The 21,113-nt window shown below is 61.2% G+C and carries 22 protein-coding genes; 14 read left to right on the top strand and 8 right to left on the bottom strand.

The genetic code is table 11. The features are described from left to right. Window positions 1-104: 104 nt before the first annotated feature. From AB4O23_RS12690 to uraH, 3 genes are all read right to left on the bottom strand, one after another. Window positions 105-1,133: a dermonecrotic toxin domain-containing protein gene (locus AB4O23_RS12690; RefSeq protein ID WP_460063417.1), complete on the bottom strand. Its 1,029-nt coding sequence runs from the start codon at window positions 1,131-1,133 to the stop codon at window positions 105-107. An 87-nt stretch (window positions 1,134-1,220) separates the two neighbouring features. Then, complete coding sequence (locus tag AB4O23_RS12685) at window positions 1,221-1,502, bottom strand: hypothetical protein (protein WP_026067246.1); 282 nt, start codon at window positions 1,500-1,502, stop codon at window positions 1,221-1,223. 145 nt (window positions 1,503-1,647) lie between these two features. Beyond that, window positions 1,648-2,001 (bottom strand): hydroxyisourate hydrolase, encoded by a 354-nt coding sequence (gene uraH, locus AB4O23_RS12680; protein ID WP_017527687.1) that lies wholly within the window; start codon window positions 1,999-2,001, stop codon window positions 1,648-1,650. A gap of 380 nt (window positions 2,002-2,381) precedes the next feature. On the opposite strand from uraH, the gene puuE reads away from it, so the two are divergent. From puuE to AB4O23_RS12645, 7 genes are all read left to right on the top strand, one after another. Next, entirely contained in the window at window positions 2,382-3,308 is a 927-nt protein-coding gene (gene puuE, locus AB4O23_RS12675; RefSeq protein ID WP_017527686.1) for an allantoinase PuuE, read from the top strand. Then, a complete protein-coding gene (gene uraD, locus AB4O23_RS12670) occupies window positions 3,305-3,820 on the top strand; it encodes a 2-oxo-4-hydroxy-4-carboxy-5-ureidoimidazoline decarboxylase (protein WP_065876486.1) in 516 nt (171 codons plus the stop codon). The genes puuE and uraD overlap by 4 nt, the downstream gene beginning before the upstream one ends. 42 nt (window positions 3,821-3,862) lie before the next feature. Further along, window positions 3,863-4,858 (top strand): allantoicase, encoded by a 996-nt coding sequence (alc, locus tag AB4O23_RS12665; protein ID WP_017527684.1) that lies wholly within the window; start codon window positions 3,863-3,865, stop codon window positions 4,856-4,858. A gap of 60 nt (window positions 4,859-4,918) precedes the next feature. Further along, window positions 4,919-5,422, top strand: coding sequence for an ureidoglycolate lyase (locus AB4O23_RS12660; RefSeq protein ID WP_017527683.1), 504 nt, complete (start codon window positions 4,919-4,921; stop codon window positions 5,420-5,422). A gap of 51 nt (window positions 5,423-5,473) precedes the next feature. Continuing rightward, on the top strand, window positions 5,474-6,757 hold the full coding sequence (locus AB4O23_RS12655; RefSeq protein ID WP_017527682.1) for a urate hydroxylase PuuD: 1,284 nt from the start codon (window positions 5,474-5,476) through the stop codon (window positions 6,755-6,757). A 159-nt stretch (window positions 6,758-6,916) separates the two neighbouring features. Continuing rightward, window positions 6,917-8,263, top strand: coding sequence for a nucleobase:cation symporter-2 family protein (locus AB4O23_RS12650; protein WP_068937080.1), 1,347 nt, complete (start codon window positions 6,917-6,919; stop codon window positions 8,261-8,263). A 230-nt stretch (window positions 8,264-8,493) separates the two neighbouring features. Further along, a complete protein-coding gene (locus AB4O23_RS12645; protein ID WP_017527680.1) occupies window positions 8,494-9,279 on the top strand; it encodes an outer membrane protein OmpK in 786 nt (261 codons plus the stop codon). A 44-nt stretch (window positions 9,280-9,323) separates the two neighbouring features. Here AB4O23_RS12645 and AB4O23_RS12640 read toward each other — a convergent pair whose 3' ends face one another. Together AB4O23_RS12640 and AB4O23_RS12635 are read right to left on the bottom strand one after the other, a co-directional pair. Next, entirely contained in the window at window positions 9,324-10,472 is a 1,149-nt protein-coding gene (locus AB4O23_RS12640) for a patatin-like phospholipase family protein (protein ID WP_065876501.1), read from the bottom strand. 30 nt (window positions 10,473-10,502) lie between these two features. Continuing rightward, window positions 10,503-11,438, bottom strand: a complete 936-nt coding sequence (locus AB4O23_RS12635) for a lipid A biosynthesis lauroyl acyltransferase (protein WP_460063409.1) — start codon at window positions 11,436-11,438, stop codon at window positions 10,503-10,505. 119 nt (window positions 11,439-11,557) lie between these two features. On the opposite strand from AB4O23_RS12635, the gene minC reads away from it, so the two are divergent. The 7 genes from minC to AB4O23_RS12600 all read left to right on the top strand — a co-directional run bounded on the left by minC (window position 11,558) and on the right by AB4O23_RS12600 (window position 18,413). Continuing rightward, window positions 11,558-12,295, top strand: a complete 738-nt coding sequence (gene minC, locus AB4O23_RS12630; protein WP_026067245.1) for a septum site-determining protein MinC — start codon at window positions 11,558-11,560, stop codon at window positions 12,293-12,295. A 201-nt stretch (window positions 12,296-12,496) separates the two neighbouring features. Then, window positions 12,497-13,309 (top strand): septum site-determining protein MinD, encoded by an 813-nt coding sequence (minD, locus tag AB4O23_RS12625; RefSeq protein ID WP_460105969.1) that lies wholly within the window; start codon window positions 12,497-12,499, stop codon window positions 13,307-13,309. 3 nt (window positions 13,310-13,312) lie between these two features. Further along, window positions 13,313-13,567: a cell division topological specificity factor MinE gene (gene minE, locus AB4O23_RS12620; RefSeq protein WP_003175252.1), complete on the top strand. Its 255-nt coding sequence runs from the start codon at window positions 13,313-13,315 to the stop codon at window positions 13,565-13,567. Window positions 13,568-13,663: 96 nt separating this feature from the next. Continuing rightward, entirely contained in the window at window positions 13,664-14,299 is a 636-nt protein-coding gene (locus AB4O23_RS12615) for an RluA family pseudouridine synthase (RefSeq protein WP_017527675.1), read from the top strand. Between the two features lie 184 nt (window positions 14,300-14,483). Further along, window positions 14,484-15,773: a M18 family aminopeptidase gene (locus tag AB4O23_RS12610; protein ID WP_017527674.1), complete on the top strand. Its 1,290-nt coding sequence runs from the start codon at window positions 14,484-14,486 to the stop codon at window positions 15,771-15,773. A 245-nt stretch (window positions 15,774-16,018) separates the two neighbouring features. Beyond that, window positions 16,019-16,195: a hypothetical protein gene (locus AB4O23_RS12605; protein WP_017527673.1), complete on the top strand. Its 177-nt coding sequence runs from the start codon at window positions 16,019-16,021 to the stop codon at window positions 16,193-16,195. 52 nt (window positions 16,196-16,247) lie between these two features. Further along, window positions 16,248-18,413 carry a mechanosensitive ion channel family protein gene (locus tag AB4O23_RS12600; RefSeq protein WP_065876504.1) on the top strand — a complete coding sequence of 722 codons (2,166 nt, stop codon included), beginning with the start codon at window positions 16,248-16,250 and terminating at the stop codon, window positions 18,411-18,413. A gap of 59 nt (window positions 18,414-18,472) precedes the next feature. Here AB4O23_RS12600 and AB4O23_RS12595 read toward each other — a convergent pair whose 3' ends face one another. The 3 genes from AB4O23_RS12595 to AB4O23_RS12585 form a co-directional block, all read right to left on the bottom strand. After that, window positions 18,473-18,694 (bottom strand): MbtH family protein, encoded by a 222-nt coding sequence (locus AB4O23_RS12595; protein WP_017527671.1) that lies wholly within the window; start codon window positions 18,692-18,694, stop codon window positions 18,473-18,475. Between the two features lie 82 nt (window positions 18,695-18,776). Then, a complete protein-coding gene (locus tag AB4O23_RS12590; RefSeq protein WP_460069746.1) occupies window positions 18,777-20,171 on the bottom strand; it encodes a diaminobutyrate--2-oxoglutarate transaminase in 1,395 nt (464 codons plus the stop codon). Between the two features lie 171 nt (window positions 20,172-20,342). After that, entirely contained in the window at window positions 20,343-21,110 is a 768-nt protein-coding gene (locus AB4O23_RS12585) for an N-acetylmuramoyl-L-alanine amidase (protein WP_460063403.1), read from the bottom strand. Between the last annotated feature and the right edge of the window lie 3 nt (window positions 21,111-21,113).

Below are 21,113 nucleotides of genomic sequence, written 5' to 3'. Positions count from 1 at the left end.
CTGCACCAGAAAGCCCCCAGGCGCCGATTCTACCGCCGGCAGATCGGCGATTATCTCAGTGCTCCAGCCACGCCATTCGTCGGTAGCAGCCGCAGAATTGCGGATCATCCGCTCCGGAATCGTTCCAGAGCCTTGAAGCGAACGATGGGCGACGGCGACGTCAAGCGGTGGAGTGAGCCAGGCCTGGCTAAGCGCAGGCGGGGCATACGACTGAAAGCGGCATGCAACCTGGCCACAGAAAAGCCAACGGGAACGCCGGGCTTTTTCACCTTCGGCCCCGGCAGAAAGTTCATCAACAGGTCAATGATGAAAAACGCCGCCATAAACCCCACATCCACCGCATCACGGGCATCGCCACTCAGGTGATAACGCCGCGCCGCGAGCAGCAGCTCATAGGCTTGGTTAATAAACCCAGATAACGGTGAGAAAAAAGACCACGCACCCCGCCAGACCGAGCTGCCCTGATCCAGGCGGCGCACGCGATATTTATCCAATGTCTTGGCGGAATTGCAGGCCGCTTGAGTCTGCCTTTGCAGATCCTGCACAGGGGCGCGGTATAACAGCGCCGACGCATCGCTTTGTGACGTAGCGACAATCGCCAGCCAATTGAGCGGGTCCGAGGCGATTTGCTCATGAACCACTTGCTCGATTTCGTCGGCGAGGGCTGTCGGTGCAAGGTGCTTGACCTTGAACGAGCGGATGAACTCAGCCACGACCCACGCGCCGCGAATGTAAAAACCCAAGGGTGTCTGTATGAGTTGATCGAGAACGCCGGCTTTGCGGGCTGCGTCGGGGTGATGGGTGATCGCCTCAAACGCCCAGTCCGGCGCGACTTGGCGCGCCAGCCGCTTAACGTTTGCGGCCAATGCACCGATACGGTTGAGTTCGGCATGGGCCAATTGCAGGCTGGCATATTCGCTAAGGACCAAGGCGTGCGGCGCGGCCGGCCAATACACCACGCAGTGCCCGCTGCTTTGGCCATGAATGACCACGATGCCCGCGATATAGCGATCGTGCTGCATGGTGTGCCCCACCAGATGCACCACGCACAGCTGCAACACGTGCTGGTTTTTCCGCAGATCTTGCGGCGTTCGCGCGGCCATCGCCAGGGTGAACAGGCTTTGGGCGGTCACACTCAGCCCCTGTCGCGCCGCTGAAAAAAGCTGCATCGCCCACGGTCTTCCAACGTGCGGTTCATGAGTGCAGGCAGACGCCCCTCCTCAACGACAGGCTCGAAGGCAGAACGCGAACTCGAACACGCGTTTACCGGCGTCGTTTATCAAGGTGCGTATCGTGGCCGCATGAGCCTGGCACTGAGTGTCCAACGCCAAAAGCGCCTGATAGGCCGGCGTGTCCTGACCCGGCTCGGCCAGGTCCAACAACGCCAGCAGGCTTTTCCCATAACGCTTGACCTGGTGCTCGACGGTTCGCAGGGCCAGGTCAGGCGAGGTACTGGCAAAGATGATTTCTTCGTGTCGGCGCTGTCGGTCCCACTCCAGCAAGTCTTCACGGATCCCTCCCAGGCGCGCAGTGCACGCCCACAGTTCCCTGGGCCTCTCGATCTATCGGCGAGATTCACCTGAAAGCCCGCAATGTGCACGGGCAAAGTCTTTGAGTCGCTTTGGGGGTGTGAAGCGCGGTGACGACTCAGCTGCCTCGGTAGGTCGAGTAGCTGTAAGGCGAAATCAGCAGCGGCACGTGGTAGTGGTCTTGCTCGGCACTGATGCCAAAGCGCAGCACCACCACGTCGAGGAAGGCAGGCTCGGGCAATTGCACGCCACGGGCACGGTAGTAATCGCCGGCGCTGAACTGCAACTGGTAGACGCCACTGCGGTAGTCGTCGCCTTGCAGCAGCGGTGCGTCGCAACGACCGTCGCTGTTGGTGACCGCGCTGGCGACCCACTCAAGCTGCGTGCCTTCGACGCGGTACAGTTGAACCTGGATGGCGCTGCCGGGGCAGCCGTGGGCAGCATCCAGTACGTGTGTGGTCAGTCGTCCCATGGATCGGGCTCCCTTAAGTCGAGTGAAAACGGGCCGCCCCTTTACAGGGCATGAAAAAGCGGGCGACGGGCTGATTAAGACACTTTAAACAAAAATTGTACACAATAAAAATTACAAAGTTTTGCTGCGGCTTCCCAGCGTGGTCTTGGCCGCGAATTCTCAAGAGGCCTTGCTTTTAAACGACCTTTTATCCATTTACTGACCAAGCGGGCAAGTTTATTGCAAGGCTAAGCGGTGAGGGCAGGCTGGAAAAAATGCAGAAATACAGGCTTACAAAGTGATCATCAAGTTGTATACAATCAGCCCATCGCTGTGACGCCACCCGATCTTTTCCGCCGGCCGCCACACACTTGCTACCACGCACAAGAAGGAAGACTGCAGTGAGCGCTGACTACCCACGCGACCTGATCGGTTACGGCAGTAACCCTCCTCACCCCCACTGGCCGGGCAAGGCGCGCATCGCGTTGTCTTTCGTACTCAACTACGAAGAAGGCGGCGAGCGCAACATCTTGCACGGCGACAAAGAGTCCGAAGCCTTCCTCTCGGAAATGGTCTCGGCCCAACCGCTTCAGGGCGAGCGCAACATGAGCATGGAGTCGCTGTACGAATACGGCAGCCGTGCCGGCGTGTGGCGCATCCTCAAGCTGTTCAAGGCATTCGATATTCCGTTGACCATCTTCGCCGTGGCCATGGCCGCCCAGCGCCATCCGGATGTGATCCGTGCCATGGTCCAGGCCGGCCACGAGATCTGCAGCCACGGTTACCGCTGGATCGACTATCAGTACATGGACGAGGCCCAGGAGCGCGAGCACATGCTCGAAGCCATCCGCATCCTCACCGAGCTGACCGGCGAACGCCCGCTGGGCTGGTACACCGGCCGCACCGGCCCCAATACGCGGCGGCTGGTAATGGAAGAAGGCGGTTTCCTCTACGACTGCGACACCTACGACGACGACCTGCCCTACTGGGAGCCGAACACCCCCACCGGCAAGCCGCACCTGGTGATCCCTTATACGCTGGACACCAACGACATGCGCTTCACCCAGGTGCAGGGTTTCAACAAGGGCGATGATTTTTTCGAGTACCTCAAAGACGCTTTCGACGTGCTTTACGCCGAAGGGGCCGAGGCGCCGAAGATGCTCTCCATCGGCCTGCATTGCCGCCTGATCGGCCGCCCTGCCCGCTTGGCGTCGTTGAAGCGCTTTATCGAGTACGCCAAAAGCCACGAACAGGTGTGGTTCACCCGTCGCGTCGATATTGCCCGCCACTGGCACGAAACCCACCCCTGCACGGGAGCGGTGAAATGACTGCGTTTCACAGCCTGAAACCGTCGACCTTGAGCCGTGACGCCTTTGTCGCCGCCTTCGCCGATATCTACGAACATTCGCCATGGGTGGCCGAAAAGGCCTACGACCTGGGCCAGGACGCGTCGATCGACCAGATCGAAACCCTGCACCAGCGCATGAGCGACATCCTGTTGAGCGCCGATCATGCCAGCCAACTGGCGTTGATCAATGCTCACCCGGACCTGGCCGGCAAAGCGGCCGTCCAGGGCCAACTCACCCAAGCCAGCACCGATGAACAGGCTGGCGCGGGGATTCACCAATGCACGGCCGAAGAGTTCTCACGCTTCACCGAGCTGAACGATGCCTACAAGGCCAAGTTCAAGTTTCCCTTCATCATGGCGGTAAAAGGCAGCAACCGGCACCAGATCCTTGCCGCGTTCGAAACGCGCATCCACAACTCTGCGGACGCCGAGTTCAAATGCGCGCTGGACGAGATCAACAAGATCGCGTTGTTCCGCTTACTGACCCTCTAAGCAGTCCATCCCCAGCCACTCTATCTAAGGCAGACAAGAAGAATGAAAGCGCAACCCGTACCTTTCGAGAAGTTCGTCAACCTGGCCGACGCCCGCCTGGGCACCAAGATTCTCTCGGTGACCGATGACTGGTTCGCTGACGCCAACCGCCTGTTCCAGCCGACCCCGGCCGTGTGGAAGGAGGGCGTTTTCGATGACAACGGCAAGTGGATGGACGGCTGGGAATCGCGCCGCAAGCGCTTCGAAGGCTACGACAGCGCGGTGATCCAACTCGGCGTACCGGGCCGAATCAAGGGCGTGGACATCGACACTTCATTCTTCACCGGCAACTTCCCGCCGTCGGCCTCCCTGGAAGCCTGCTTCCTGGCTTCGGGCGAGCCGGACGAAAACACCCAGTGGACCGAAGTGCTGTCGGCCGTCGAGCTGCAAGGCAACAGCCACCACTACCACGAGATCAACCACGAACAGGCGTTCAGCCACCTGCGCTTCAACATTTACCCGGATGGCGGCGTGGCCCGCCTGCGGGTGTACGGCGTGCCGTACCGCGACTGGTCGTCTGTAGGTGACAACGAACAGGTCGACCTGGCCGCCGCGCTCAATGGTGGCCGTGCCCTGGCCTGTTCCGATGAACACTTCGGCCGCATGAGCAACATCCTCAACCCCGGCCGTGGCATCAACATGGGCGACGGCTGGGAAACCGCACGGCGTCGTACACCGGGCAATGACTGGGTGATCGTCGCGCTGGGCCACCCGGGCGAGATCGAAAAAATCATCGTCGATACCCTGCACTTCAAGGGCAACTACCCGGACACCTGCTCGATCCAGGGCGCCTTCGTAAAAGGCGGCACCGACAGCCAGATCGAAACCCAATCGTTGTTCTGGCGCGAACTGCTGCCGGCGCAGAAGCTGGAAATGCACGCCGAACACACCTTCGCCGAGCAGATCAAGGCGCTGGGGCCGATTACCCACATCCGCTTGAATGTATTCCCGGACGGTGGTGTGAGTCGCCTGCGTGTGTTGGGCAAGGTAGCCAAATAAGGGTCGACCCAATCGCGGTAGACCAGACAACATCAAATTCGAAAACTTAAGAAGACAGCCATGCGCACACTGATGATCGAACCCCTGACCAAAGAAGCCTTCGCCCCTTTCGGAGACGTTATCGAAACCGACGGCAGCGATCACTTCATGATCAACAATGGGTCGACCATGCGCTTTCACAAACTGGCGACGGTCGAAACAGCACAGCCTGAAGACCGCGCCATCATCAGCATCTTCCGCGCCGACGCGCTGGATATGCCGTTGACCGTGTGCATGCTGGAGCGACACCCGCTGGGCAGCCAGGCTTTCATTCCGCTGCTCGGCAACCCCTTTCTGATCGTGGTCGCGCCACTTGGCGATGCACCTGTATCGGGCTTGGTCCGCGCCTTCGTTACCAACGGCAGGCAGGGCATTAATTACCATCGCGGCGTCTGGCACCACCCGGTGCTGACGATCGAAAAGCGGGATGACTTCCTGGTGGTTGATCGCAGTGGCACAGGCAATAACTGCGATGAGCATTTTTTTGAAGAGGATGAGCGGTTGATCCTCGCCCCCCACCAATAAGAGAAGGCCGGATCACCCGACAACAAGGGTGACAGGCGAGAGGTAAAGACTGTGGAAGCACATCTGTTGGAATGGCTGAACCTGAGCGTGCGCTGGGTTCACATGATCACTGGCGTCGCCTGGATCGGCGCTTCTTTCTACTTTGTCTGGCTGGAAAACAACCTTAATCGCGTCAATCCCAAGAGCGGCCTGGCCGGTGACTTGTGGGCGATCCACGGTGGCGGTATCTACCACCTGGAAAAATACAAACTGGCCCCACCGACCATGCCGGACAACCTGCACTGGTTCAAATGGGAAGCCTATTTCACCTGGATGTCGGGCGTCGCGCTGCTGTGCGTGGTGTTCTACTGGAACCCCACGCTGTACCTGCTCGCCCCCGGCAGCACACTCAGCGGCACCGAAGGCGTGTTGCTGGGCATCGGCTCACTGTTCGCCGGCTGGTTTATCTATTCCTTCCTGTGCGACTCGGCCCTGGGCAAGCGCCCTGCCCTGCTCGGTTTTATCCTGTTCGTGCTGTTGATTGCGGCCGCCTATGGCTTCAGCAAAGTGTTCAGCGGCCGTGGCGCCTACCTGCACGTGGGTGCGGTGATCGGCACCATCATGGTGGGCAACGTGTTCCGCATCATCATGCCGGCGCAGCGCGCGCTGGTGGCCGCCATCGCCGAGAACCGCACACCCGACCCGGCCCTGCCGGCCAAGGGCTTGCTGCGTTCACGCCACAACAACTACTTCACCTTGCCGGTGCTGTTCATCATGATCAGCAACCACTTCCCGAGCACCTACGGCAGCCAATACAACTGGCTGATCCTGGCGGGTATCGCGGTGGCGGCGGTGTTGGTGCGGCATTACTTCAACACCCGTCACAACAGCCAGAAGTACGCGTGGACCCTGCCGGTGGGCGCGTTGGCGATGATCAGCCTGGCGTACGTCACCGGGCCCAAGCCGGCGGAGCCGATTGCCAAGGCACCCGCGGCCATCGAATACCAGCCACTGCCGGAAACGGCGTTGGGCGGCGGCTTGAAACCCGCAGCGCCCGCCGCGCCGGCCGCTGAACCGGCACCGGCCCAGGCCGGCACCGACTTCGGCCAGGTGCACCATGTGATCGAGCAACGCTGCACGGTGTGCCACTCGGCCAAACCCACCAGCCCGTTGTTCAGCACCGCACCGGCCGGCGTGATGTTCGACACCCCGCAGCAGATCCAGCAGCAGGCCGCGCGCATCCAGGCGCAAGCCGTGGCGAGCCAGATCATGCCACTGGGCAACATCACGCAGATGACCCAGCAGGAGCGGGATTTGATTGGTGCCTGGATCAATCAGGGGGCGCGAACCAACTGATCTGATACATACAGGATTGCTCCAGAGGGCGGTGTTTGAGTCACTGATGCTTTGAATGACACACCGCCATCGGGAGCAAGCCCCCTCCCACAGGGGATCAGCAGTGTTTTGAAGAGTGCGTTCCACACAACACAACAATAAAAAGATTCGAGGTGTTGCATGTCCCAGTTAGAACCGCAGACTCCTGCCGCGCCCGCAATGGCGCGGCTGCCCCTCTTGCAACTGATCCTGGTAGGTCTGCAACACGTCTTGCTGATGTACGGCGGCGCCGTCGCCGTGCCTTTGATCATCGGCCAGGCCGCGGGCCTGAGCCGTGAAGAAATCGCCTTCCTGATCAACGCCGACCTGCTGGTGGCCGGTATTGCCACCATGGTGCAGTCGTTCGGCATCGGCCCGGTGGGCATTCGCATGCCGGTGATGATGGGCGCCAGTTTCGCCGCCGTCGGCAGCATGGTCGCCATGGCCGGCATGCCCGGTATCGGCTTGCAAGGCATCTTCGGCGCAACCATCGCCGCCGGGTTCTTCGGCATGTTGATCGCGCCGTTCATGTCCAAGGTGGTGCGCTTCTTTCCACCCCTGGTGACCGGCACGGTGATCACCGCCATCGGCCTGTCGCTGTTTCCCGTAGCCGTGAACTGGGCCGGTGGCGGCAGCGCCGCCGCTACCTTCGGTTCGCCGATTTACCTGGCGATTGCCGCCCTGGTACTGGCCACCATCCTGCTGATCAACCGCTTCATGCGGGGTTTCTGGGTGAATATCTCCGTGTTGATCGGCATGGGCCTGGGCTACGGCCTGTGCGGCATGATCGGCATGGTCGACCTCAGTGGCCTGGCCCAGGCGCCCTGGGTGCAGGTGGTGACACCGCTGCACTTCGGTATGCCGACGTTCGAGCTGGCGCCGATCCTGTCGATGTGCCTGGTGGTGGTGATCATCTTTGTCGAATCCACCGGCATGTTCCTCGCCCTGGGCAAGATCACCGACCAGGAGGTCACGCCGAAGATGCTGCGCCGCGGTTTGCTGTGTGACGCCGGCGCATCGTTCTTCGCCGGTTTTTTCAACACGTTTACCCATTCCTCCTTCGCGCAGAATATCGGCCTGGTGCAGATGACCGGCGTGCGCTGCCGCTCGGTGACGATCATGGCCGGCGCGTTCCTGATCGTGCTCAGCCTGCTACCCAAGGCCGCCTATCTGGTGGCGTCGATACCGCCGGCAGTGCTCGGCGGCGCGGCCATTGCCATGTTCGGCATGGTTGCGGCCACCGGTATCAAGATCCTCCAGGAATCCGACATCGCTGACCGTCGCAACCAGTTGCTGGTGGCGGTGAGCATCGGCATGGGCCTGATCCCGGTGGTGCGCCCGGAATTCTTTGCACAACTGCCGCTGTGGATGAACCCGATTACCCATAGCGGCATCGCCATGGCCACCCTCAGCGCGTTGTCGCTGAACATACTGTTCAACATCCTTGGCGGCGCTGAACGCGTTGCGGTTGAGCACGCCCATACCTGAAACATGCCCCATTGTCGCCCTGTGCGCGCTGTAACGGCGCACTTGAGCCCAGACGTGGGAGCCAGTATTCTCCGCGCCCGCTTGTATCGACGGTGGTTTTACCGCCTTGGCGCGGCTTTTGCTGTAGCCATAAAGCTGACCAATCAGACGAGTTTTTCAGCGAAACCAAAGGCGCCACATCAGAGCGCCACATGAGAAAAACCATAAAACCTTAACTCGGGAGCAACCGAATGAAACCTCTGTTCAAAGGCCTGGTGTTGGCAGGATCCCTGCTGGCCGGCGGCCAGGCCGTGGCGGGTGACTTGTTGCAGTGGCAGAACAACAGCCTGACCTACCTGTGGGGCAAGAGCTTTACCATCAACCCGCAGATCCAGCAGACCGTCACCTTCGAACACGCCGACGCGTGGAAGTACGGCGACAACTTCTTCTTCCTCGACCGCATCTTTTACAACGGCAAGGAAGACGGCAACGTCGGCCCGAATACTTACTACGGCGAGTTCAGCCCACGGTTGTCATTCGGCAAGATTCTCGACAAAGACCTGTCCTTCGGCCCGATCAAAGATGTGCTGCTGGCCATGACTTATGAGTTCGGCGAAGGCGACAACGAGTCGTACCTGGTCGGCCCGGGCTTTGACTTGAACATCCCCGGTTTCGATTATTTCCAGCTGAACTTCTACCAGCGCCAGACCGAAGGCAATCGCCCGGGTGATGGCGTGTGGCAGATCACCCCGGTGTGGTCGTACACCCTGCCGGTGGGCAACTCCAATATCCTGATCGACGGCTTTATGGATTGGGTGGTGGACAACGACAAGAACGCCCGTGGCACCTATCACGCCAACCTGCACTTCAACCCGCAGGTCAAATATGACTTGGGCAAGGCGTTGCATTGGGGCGACAAGCAGCTGTATGTCGGCTTTGAATACGACTATTGGAAGAACAAGTACGGGATCGAAGATTCGGGCGCGTTCAAGACGACGCAGGACACGGCGAGTTTCCTGGTCAAGTACCACTTCTAAAGAGCACTGCAACCCCATGTGGGAGGGGCTTGCCCCTCCCACATTCAGATTGGGTTTATGCCCAGGAACCGCGTGATTTCTTCGCGCTTGGCCAACGCATCGCTGCGCCCCAACTCGATCAACTCGCTGCAATACCCCGCCTCGAACAGCAAATAACTCAACACCCCCGCCCCGCTCGTCTTGGTCGCCCCTGGGCCACGCAAGAACAAACGCAACGCCGCCGGCAGCTCCTGGCGATGCCGTGCCGCGATTTCATCGATCGGCTGGCTGGGTGCAATCACCAACACGTCTACAGGCGCCAGGCCACGGGCCGTGCTGTCGGCCGGTTGCAAATGGCTGAACTGGTTCAGGCGTTCCAGCAGTTCGATGTCGCTTTCCAGGCTGTCAATGAACGTGCTGTTGAGCATATGCCCACCGATCTGCGCCAGCGTGGGTTGCTGGCCGGTGTACGTGCGTTGTATCGCCGGCTCGTTGCCCCGTGGGTTGCCGCTGACGCCCACCACCAGTACGCGACTGGCGCCCAGGTGCAGGGCCGGGCTGATGGGTGCGGATTGGCGCACGGCACCGTCGCCGAAGTACTCCTCGTCGAGTTTGACCGGGGCAAATAACAACGGGATCGCCGAACTGGCCAGCAGGTGTTCAACCGTCAGTTGGGTGGGTATGCCGATACGGCGGTGCCGCAGCCATGCGTCGATGGTGCCGCCGCCTTGGTAGAAGGTCACCGCTTGCCCGGACTCGTAGCCGAACGCGGTCACCGCTACCGCATGCAGGTGCTGTTGCCGGATGGCTTCGTCGATCCCCGCCAGGTGCAGCTTGTCCTGCAGCAAGTCGCGCAGCGGTGAACTGTTGAGCAATGCCACAGGAAATTGCCGGCCCAGGCCGAACAGGCTGTGGATCAGGAAGCGACTCGCCTGGCGGACCACGCCAGGCCAATCGCTGCGCAACACCAGATGGCTGCGAAAGCCCTGCCAGAACGCGGTAAGGCGTTGCACCGCCGCCCTGAAGTCCATCGCACCGCTGGCCAGGCTCACCGCATTGATCGCGCCGGCCGAGGTGCCGACGATCACCGGAAATGGGTTGGGTGCCCCCGGCGGCAGCAGTTCGGCAATTGCCGCCAACACCCCCACCTGATACGCCGCGCGCGCACCGCCGCCGGAAAGAATCAAACCTGTAACCGGTTCAGATGGGGGCATTGCGTCACTCCATGTGGGGAAAAGTCGGTCTTATCGACGGCGTTTTTCGTACAGTTTGGGTTCACCCGGTGGCCGGCTCTTGAAACGCCGGTGGGTCCACAGGTATTGCTCGGGGCACTCACGCACCGCGGCTTCGACCCATTGATTGATGCGCAGGCAATCGATTTCGTCGGTCTCGCCGGGGAAGTCGGTCACCGGTGGGTGGATCACCAAGCGGTAACCGCTGCCGTCGGCCAGGCGCTCCTGGGTGAACGGCACCACCAACGCCTTGCCCAGGCGCGCGAACTTGCTGGTGGCGGTGACGGTGGCGGCCTGGATGCCGAACAATGGCACAAAGATGCTTTGCTTGGCGCCGTAGTCCTGGTCCGGCGCGTACCAGATGGCACGGCCGGCACGCAGCAGCTTGAGCATGCCGCGCACGTCTTCGCGCTCGATGGCCAGGGAGTCGAGGTTATGGCGTTCGCGGCCACGGCGCTGGATAAAGTCGAACAAGGGGTTGCCGTGCTCACGGTACATGCCATCGATGGTGTGCTTCTGGCCAAGCAGCGCCGCGCCGATTTCCAGGGTGGTGAAGTGCAGGGCCATGAGGATCACGCCCTTGCCATCCAACTGCGCTTGTTTGAGATGCTCCAGGCCTTCGACGTGGGCCAGCCGCGCCAGGCGCTGGCGCGACCACCACCAGCTCATGGCCATTTCAAAGAAGGCGATGCCGGTGGACGCAAAGTTTTGCTTGAGCAGTTGCTTGCGCTCTTTGGCGGTTTTTTCCGGGAAGCACAATTGCAGGTTACGCGCGGCGATGCGGCGACGTTCGCCCGCCACGTGGTACATGCCGGCGCCAAGCAACTGACCAATGGTCAGCAGCGTGCGGTAGGGCAACTGGGTGACCAGCCACAGCAGGCCTAGCCCCAGCCATAACAGCCAGAAACGCGGGTGAAAAAATGCAGCTCGAAAACGCGGGCGATCCATTACAGATTCCGGTAAAGACAGGGCCGCGCATTCTACAACGGTTCGACCCGGCTTGCGGCGGGTGAGTGTTCTCGTTATAAGTCTCGACACTTTTCGTGACAAGCCGCTTTATGCCGACCATGAGCCAAACCGAACCGCTAGACCAAGATCCCGTGTTCCAGCTGAAAGGCAGCATGCTCGCCATTACCGTGCTGGAACTGGCCCGCAACGACCTCGACGCCCTGGACCGCCAGCTCGCCGCCAAGGTCGCGCTGGCGCCGAACTTTTTCAATAATGCCCCGCTGGTACTGGCCCTGGACAAACTGCCCGCCGGCCAGGGCGTGATCGACTTGCCCGGCCTGATGCGCGTGTGCCGCTCCCATGGCCTGCGCACTCTGGCCATTCGCGCCAGCCGTATCGAAGACATTGCCGCCGCCATCGCCATTGAACTGCCAGTATTGCCGCCGTCCGGCGCTCGCGAGCGTCCGCTGGACCCGAGCGAAGGTGAAGTGAAGAAAAAACCGGAAAAACCACCCGAGCCGACGATCAAGCCTACAAAGATCATCACCTCGCCCGTACGCGGCGGGCAGCAAATTTACGCCGAAGGAAGCGACCTGGTGGTGATCGCTTCGGTCAGCCCCGGCGCGGAACTTCTCGCCGATGGCAACATCCATGTATACGGCCCGATGCGCGGACGTGCACTCGCCGGCATCAAGGGTGATACCAAGGCGCGTATTTTCTGTCAGCAGTTGACCGCTGAGCTGGTCTCCATTGCAGGCCGGTACAAGGTTTCCGAAGATTTGCGCCGTGATCCGCTATGGGGGGCCGGGGTGCAGGTCAGCCTGGCGGGCGATGTGTTGAACATCACCCGGCTTTAACGGATACTGCCGCATTTTCCAAGCATCTCTAGACTCTGATAGCACAGCGAAACCGGCAATACTTGTGTAGGAATCTTCTGAAGTTGGCGTTTCCTTTACGCAAACGACATCTTTTTCCTACAAGGGCTGTCCGCCTGCAGCGAGTTTCAAGAGATGTTTTTCAGGGGCTGAAAAGTCCTTTTTCCTTAGGGGTGAAACACCTTGGCCAAGATTCTCGTGGTTACATCCGGCAAGGGTGGTGTGGGTAAGACCACCACCAGCGCCGCTATCGGTACCGGCCTCGCTCTGCGCGGCCACAAGACAGTCATCGTCGACTTCGACGTCGGTTTGCGTAACCTCGACCTGATCATGGGCTGCGAACGCCGCGTGGTGTACGACTTCGTCAACGTGGTAAACGGCGAAGCCAACCTGCAACAGGCCCTGATCAAGGACAAGCGCCTTGAGAACCTGTACGTACTGGCCGCCAGCCAGACCCGTGACAAAGACGCGCTGACCAAAGAAGGCGTGGGCAAGGTCCTGGCCGAGCTGAAGGAAACCTTCGAATACGTGGTGTGCGACTCCCCGACCGGCATCGAAACCGGTGCTCACCTGGCGATGTACTTCGCCGATGAAGCCATCGTGGTGACCAACCCGGAAGTTTCGTCGGTACGTGACTCGGACCGCATGCTGGGCCTGTTGGCGAGCAAATCCCAGCGCGCCGAGAAAGGCGAATCGCCGATCAAGGAGCACTTGCTGCTCACCCGCTACAACCCTGAGCGCGTCAGCAACGGCGAGATGCTCGGTGTTGAAGACGTGAAGGAAATCCTCGCGGTGACCCTGCTGGGCGTGATCCCGGAATCCCAGGCCGTGCTGAAGGCTTCCAACCAGGGCGTGCCGGTGATTCTTGACGACCAGAGCGACGCCGGCCAGGCGTACAGCGATGCCGTCGATCGTTTGCTGGGCAAGACCGTGGAACATCGCTTCCTCGATGTAAAGAAGAAGGGATTCTTCGAGCGTATCTTTGGAGGCAACTAAACAATGAAATTTCTCGACTTCTTTCGCGCCAACAAAAAGCCAAGCACCGCGTCGGTCGCGAAAGAGCGTCTACAGATCATCGTGGCGCACGAACGCGGCCAACGCAGTACCCCGGACTACCTGCCCGCCTTGCAAAAGGAACTGGTCGAGGTGATCCGCAAGTACGTCAATATCGGCAACGATGACGTGCATGTCGCCCTGGAAAACGACGGCAGCTGCTCGATTCTGGAACTCAATATCACCCTGCCTGATCGTTGATCGAACAGGCGGCCGCCACGGCGGCTCGATCACCTTGATCTCTGTGCGAGAGCGGGGTGGTCGAGCCGCCGTTGGCGTTTGTTACGAGGCTGTTTAATGCCGTTGTCCAACATCCATATCCTTCATCAGGACGCCGCCGTCCTGGTGGTGAACAAGCCGACCCTGCTGCTCTCGGTGCCTGGTCGCGCCGACGACAACAAAGACTGCCTGATCACCCGCCTGCAGGAAAACGGCTACCCCGAAGCCCGCATCGTCCATCGACTGGACTGGGAAACCTCGGGGATCATTCTGCTGGCCAGGGACGCCGATACCCATCGCGAACTGTCCCGCCAATTTCACGACCGTGAAACCGAGAAGGCCTACACCGCCCTGGCCTGGGGCCAACCGGCACTGGACAGCGGCAGCATCGACCTGCCCCTGCGCTACGACCCCCCGACCAAGCCCCGCCACGTGGTGGATCATGAGTTCGGCAAGCACGCGCTGACCTTCTGGAAAGTGCTGGAGCGTTGTGGCGAGTGGTGCCGGGTAGAACTGACGCCGATCACCGGGCGTTCGCACCAGTTGCGTGTGCATATGCTGTCCATCGGCCACCCGTTGCTGGGTGATGGCCTGTACGCCCACGAACAAGCCCTGGCCGCCTGGCCGCGCCTGTGCCTGCATGCCAGCATGTTGAGCTTCACGCACCCGCAAAGCGGTGAGCGCTTGCGCTTCGAGTGCCCAGCTCCTTTTTAAGCTGTGAACACCGTCAAAGGTGGGAGGGGCGGTGCGACGATTCGACTTGCTCCCGATGGCGGTGTATCAGCTCCAGAGGTATGGGCTGACCCACCGCCATCGGGAGCAAGCCCCTCCCACATTTGTTCTGTGCACTTGCCGCTATCGAACGGTAAACTTGCGGCACTGCTGTCTGGAGCTATTTATGCGCGAAGCGTTGAATCAAGGCCTGATTGACTTCCTCAAGGCCTCCCCTACTCCTTTTCATGCCACTGCCGCCCTGGCCCAGCGCCTCGAAGCGGCCGGTTACCAGCGTCTCGACGAACGCGAGACCTGGACCACCGAAGCCAACGGTCGCTACTACGTGACCCGCAACGACTCCTCGATCATCGCCTTCAAGCTCGGCCGTCACTCGCCGCTGCTGGGCGGTATCCGCCTGGTCGGCGCCCATACCGACAGCCCGTGCCTGCGGGTCAAGCCCCAGCCGGAGCTGCAACGCCAGGGTTTCTGGCAACTGGGCGTTGAAGTCTATGGCGGCGCACTGCTGGCACCGTGGTTCGACCGTGACCTGTCCCTGGCCGGCCGCGTGACTTTCCGCCGCGACGGCAAGGTCGAGAGCCAGTTGATCGACTTCAAGCTGCCCATTGCCATCATCCCCAACCTGGCCATTCACCTGAACCGTGAGGCCAACCAGGGTTGGGCGATCAATGCCCAGACCGAACTGCCGCCGATCCTCGCGCAGTTTGCCGGTGACGAGCGCGTGGACTTCCGCGCCGTACTCACCGAGCAATTGGCACGCGAACATGGGTTGAACGCCGATGTGGTGCTCGATTACGAGCTGAGCTTCTACGACACGCAAAGTGCTGCGGTGATTGGCCTGAACGGCGACTTTATCGCCGGTGCGCGCCTGGACAACCTGCTGTCGTGCTACGCCGGCCTGCAAGCCTTGCTCACCAGCGACAGTGATGAAACCTGCGTGCTGGTGTGCAACGACCACGAAGAAGTCGGTTCCTGCTCGGCGTGCGGTGCCGACGGCCCGATGCTGGAACAGACCCTGCGTCGCCTGTTGCCCGAAGGTGACGAGTTCGTACGCACCATCCAGAAATCCCTGCTGGTGTCTGCCGACAATGCGCATGGCGTGCACCCCAACTATGCCGACAAGCACGACGCCAACCACGGCCCCAAGCTCAATGCCGGCCCGGTGATCAAGGTCAACAGCAACCAGCGCTACGCCACCAACAGCGAAACCGCCGGGTTCTTCCGCCACTTGTGCATGGCCGAAGAAGTGCCCGTACAGAGCTTCGTGGTGCGCAGCGACATGGGTTGCGGCTCGACCATCGGCCCGATCACCGCCAGCCACCTGGGCGTGCGCACCGTCGATATCGGCCTGCCGACGTTCGCCATGCACTCTATCCGTGAACTGTGCGGCAGCCATGACCTGGCGCACTTGGTGAAAGTGTTGGGTGCGTTCTACGCGAGCCACGACCTGCCCTGATCTCAAGGGCTGAATGCGGTCAAAAAATGTGGGAGGGGCGGTGCGACGATTCGACTTGCTCCCGATAGCGGTGTATCAGTCAGTGAATCTGGTGACTGAAACTCTGCTATCGGGAGCAAGCCCCCACATTGGGTTCTGTGTGTTTCTGGAAATATGACCCAGGCCAAACTGATCTGCATCATCTGCACTTTCCATAATCCGACCTAGACTTGTCAGTATTCCCACTCCGACAAGGCCGTCGCCCCATGATCTCCATGTCCGCCTTCCACGCCATGCTTATCCCTATCCTGATCGGCATGTTCCTGCTTGCCGTGGGGTTCAATTTTCGGGACAAGCCCGTCGGCGTGTTCGGCATGTGGGTCGGTATGCTGCTGATCCTGGGTACCGTGGTGTACAAGATCCTCGCCAAACTGGCCGAATGACGCCTGCCCTCGTACACTCGGTCAACCTGCCGTCTCCAAGGTTGACCGCCTCGTGCTTTCCCGTCTGTTCGCCCTGCCCTGCTACCTGTTGATCGCCCTGCTCATCCTGCTTCCCACTTCGCCTGCCCACGCCGTGGGTTTGCCCGGACTGTTGGGGGGCACCGCCAAGGCTCAACCTCAGGCCGAGGTACCTCTGGGGCAGTCGCTGGATGAGGTGATCAAGACCCTGGAAAACGACCAGCAGCGCAGCCAACTGCTCAGCGACCTGAAAAAGCTGCGTGCCGCCACGCAAAAGGCCCAGCCCGTGGCCGAGCAAGGTGTGCTCGGGCTGATCGGCAGCACGCTGTCCGGTTTTGAACAGCAATTTTCGGGTAACGACAGCCCGCTGGGACGCTGGTCCAATGAAGTCGACCAGGCCAAGGAGGAACTCGACGCCTTGATGCTGCCGGCCAGTGAGTGGCTGCCGATCATCTTCGGTTTTGCGCTGATCCTGGCGGTGTGGAGCCTGTTGGCGGCCGCGCTGATCTGGCTCAGCCACCGTGTGCGCGAGCGCTTCGGCCTGCCGGAAGAACTTCCCCAACACCCGCGCACCTGGGACATGCTGCGCTTTGCCCTGCGCAAACTGGGGCCTTGGCTGATCGCATTGGTGATCACGGTTTACCTGAGCTATGCCCTGCCCTCGTCCCTGGGCAAATCCCTGGCGATGGTGCTGGCCTACGCGCTGGTGGTGGGTACCTGTTTTTCGGCGATCTGCGTGATTGCCTTTTCCCTGCTCGACGGCCCGCACCGTCACCGCGCGCTGTATATCCTGCGCCACCAGGCATTTCGCCCACTGTGGCTGATCGGCAGCTTTGCCGCCTTTGGCGAAGCGTTGAGCGACCCGCGCCTGGTGACCGCCCTGGGCCAGCACCTGGCCCATACCGCTGCGACCGTGGCCAATGTAATGGCGGCGCTCTCCACCGGCGTGTTTATCCTGCGTTTCCGCCGGCCGATTGCGCACCTGATCCGCAACCAGCCGCTGTCGCGCCGCCTCACCCGACGCGCGCTCACCGACACGCTGTCGATCATCGGCACCTTCTGGTACCTGCCGGCGATGTTATTGGTGGGTATTTCGCTGTTTGCCACCTTCCTGTCGGCCGGCGACACCAGCACCGCCCTGCGCCAATCGTTGTTATGCACGGTGTTGCTGGTGTTGTGCATGGTGATCAATGGCCTGGTGCGGCGCCATGCCCTGAAACCCCAACGGCACAAACGTCATGCGCTGTATTCCGAGCGCCTGAAAAGCTTCATCTACACCCTGGCCCACTTGGCGGTGTGGCTGGTGTTTATCGAGCTGGGCCTACGGGTGTGGGGCCTGTCGCTGATTGGCTTTGCCGAAGGCGAGGGCCATGAAATCGCGGTCAAGCTGTTTGGCCTGGCCGGCACGCTGCTGTTTGCCTGGCTGATCTGGATCCTCAGCGACACCGCGATCCACCACGCGCTCACCCGTTCGCGCAAAGGCCTGGCGAATGCGCGGGCGCAGACCATGATGCCGTTGATCCGCAACGTGCTGTTCGTAACCATCTTTATCATCGCCGCCATCGTGGCCCTGGCGAACATGGGCATGAACGTCACTCCACTGCTGGCCGGTGCCGGTGTGATCGGGCTGGCCATCGGTTTTGGTGCGCAGTCGCTGGTGGCGGATTTGATCACCGGCCTGTTCATCATCATCGAAGACTCCCTGGCCATCGACGACTACGTGGATGTGGGCGGCCACCTCGGTACTGTCGAGGGCCTGACCATCCGCACCGTGCGCCTGCGCGACATCGACGGCATCGTGCACACCATCCCGTTCAGCGAAATCAAGAGCATCAAGAACTACTCCCGTGAGTTCGGCTATGCGATCTTCCGGGTGGCGATCCCCTACAACATGCAGATCGATGCCGCGATCAAGTTGATCCGCGACGTGGGCCAGAAAATCCGCAACGACCCGCTACAGCGCCGCAATATCTGGTCGCCGCTGGAGATCCAGGGGGTGGAGAGTTTCGAATCAGGCAGCGCGATCCTGCGTGCACGCTTCAAGACGGCGCCGATCAAGCAATGGGAAGTGTCGCGGGCATTCAACCTGGCGCTCAAGCGGCAACTCGACGAAGCAGGGCTGGACCTGGCCACGCCGCGTTTGAGTGTGCAGGTGGTGACGGGCGCTACGGGCGGGCTGGAAAAAGACAAGACCGCGTGAACCCGCAGAAGCCGTCCGGTGGTGGCGAGAAAGCGTGCTTGCTCGCCACACGGGGTGAGTCAGGCCAGCGCAGCGCCGTCCATTTTCTGGCGCAGGCTTAACGGGCGCATGTCGGTCCAGGTTTCTTCAATGTAGGCCAGGCATTCTTTTTTCAGACCGCTCTTGCCCACGGTGCGCCAACCTTCCGGCACGGCCTTGTAGTCGGGCCAGATGGAATATTGTTCTTCATGGTTGACCACTACCTGAAACAGGATGTCGTCGCGGTCAAATACTGAGGTCATTGCTGTTCTCCGTTGCTCAAAGGCTGGCTGCGCACCACGCGCAGCGCTGATATCTGTAGAAACGTACCAAGTCGTCGAAAAATTAGAGGCTGGCGACCGCGGCCGCCAGGGCTCGCCCGAAAATCTCGGCCACACGGTCGACTTCGGCGGCGGTAATCACCAGCGGCGGCAGGAAGCGCACCACGCTACCGTGTCGGCCGCCCAGCTCCAGGATCAGCCCGCGCTTGAGGCATTCGCGCTGCACACGCGGCGCCAATTGGCGGTCCACGGGCGGATGGCCCTGGATATCCGGCGTACCGTGCGGGTCTACCAGTTCCACGCCGAGCATCAGCCCACGACCACGAATATCCCCCAGTTGCGGGAAATCCCGTTGCAGGATGCGCAGATGCTCGCCAAGGCGTTCGCCCATGGCCGCGGCATGGCCGGCCAGGTCGTGTTCCTTGAGGTAGCGCATCACCGCCGAGCCCGCCGCCATGGCCATCTGATTGCCACGGAACGTCCCGGCATGCGCGCCCGGCAGCCAGGTGTCCAGCCAGTCGCGATACACCACCACCGCCAGCGGCAAGCTACCGCCGATGGCCTTGGACAGCACCACCACATCCGGGATGATCCCGGCGTGTTCAAAGGCAAACATCTTGCCGGTGCGCGCAAAACCGCTCTGGATCTCATCGACGATCAACGCCACACCGGCCTGCTCGGTGATGCGCCGCAGGTCACGCAGCCAGTCGAGGTCCGCCGGGATCACACCGCCTTCGCCCTGTACCACTTCAACAATCACCGCCGCCGGCAGCAGCACCCCGGCCTCCGGGTCGTTGAGCAGGTTTTCCAGGTAATGCAGGTTGACACGCACGCCTTGCGCGCCGCCCAGGCCGAACGGGCAGCGATAGTCATAGGGGTACGGCAAAAACTGCACGCCATTGCCCAGCAATGCACCCAAGGGTTTCTTCGGCCCCAGGCTGCCCATCAAGCTCAACGCGCCCTGGCTCATGCCGTGATAACCGCCCTGGAACGAAAGCACGGTGCTGCGCCCGGTGGCAGTGCGCACCAGTTTCAACGCGGCTTCCACCGCATCGGTGCCGGTGGGGCCACAGAACTGGATCTTGGCTTGCCGCGCCAGCGCTTCAGGCAACAGGCCGAACAGGTCCTGTACGAATTGGTCTTTGACCGGCGTGGTCAGGTCGAGGGTGTGCAACGGCAATTCGTCGCTCAGCACCTGCTGGATGGCCTGGATCACCACCGGGTGGTTGTGCCCCAGCGCCAGGGTACCCGCACCGGCCAGGCAGTCGATGAACTGGCGACCTTCCACGTCTTCCACGTAAATGCCCTTGGCACGTTTGAGCGCCAGGGGGATGCGCCGTGGGTAGCTGCGGGCGTTGGACTCCTGCTGACGCTGACGGGCCAGCAGCGGCGTCTCGTCGAACTGGTAGAGCGTTTCATGCACCTGGGCGTCTTCGATACGACTGGTAGCGACTGACATTTCTCGATCCCTCAATACGCTGATGATGGTGACCAAACTGCCGATCCGTTGGCGTCTGGCCCAAGGGCATGCGCACGGATTTCCTGTTCTGGAAACGCATCAGCGCCGCAGGGATTTAGGGCCGGTAATCGTTATGGGTGGATCAAGCCTGAAATGTGAAAGCGATCAGCGTTACAGGCCGCGGTATTTTTCGTTCAGCGCGTACAAAATCGCGCAGGTCTCGGCATCCAGAAACCCACAATAATCCCGCGCCCGAAAATGCATCTGAAACGCCCGCGTCCGGAGCTCAAAGCCCTGGCGATTTTTGGCCGGTGCATAGCCATAGCGCTGGAACGCCCGCTCCACTTCCACCTCCGGCGGCAGCCCGAGGCAAAACCGGCGCTGGTACATGGCACGCGTCGCCTCATCAAACCAGGCGCCGACGCCCGCCTCGAACAAACGCCGCCAGGGCAGACGAGGTCCGGGATCGCTCTTGCGCCAAAAGGCCACGTCCGAATGTCCGAGGATGTCCGTCGGCCCAACCCGTGGGTAGCGGCCAAGAATGTCACGCAGCAGCGCTATCAACACCTCGATCTGTTCCTCGCCATACGCAGGAAAGGTGAACACGCCACCGTCATCCCTTACCAGGTTGACGATCTCGATGCCAATCGAGCGGCTATTGAGGTTATCCCGCCCGCCCCACTGGCTTACGCCGGCATGCCAGGCGCGCTTGTCTTCGTCGACCAGGCGAAACGCGCGCAACTCGTCGTAACCGGCGGCGCGATAGCTGGGTTCATGCGGGTCGGGCAGCAAGTAGTGAGCGCTGACGCCGTCCCGGGTCAGGGTGCGCAGGGACGACGCAAAAGGCGCCGCGGTGTAATGCACAAGCAGCTGCCCAACGGGCTCGCCGTTGCGATCGTTGAAACCGGTGGCGGGGAAACTGGTGTCGATGACCAACATAAG

Source organism: Pseudomonas sp. H2_A10 (genome assembly GCF_054680085.1).
Note: the sequence above shows the minus strand (reverse complement) of the source record. Positions and strands in the feature narration are given on the sequence as shown.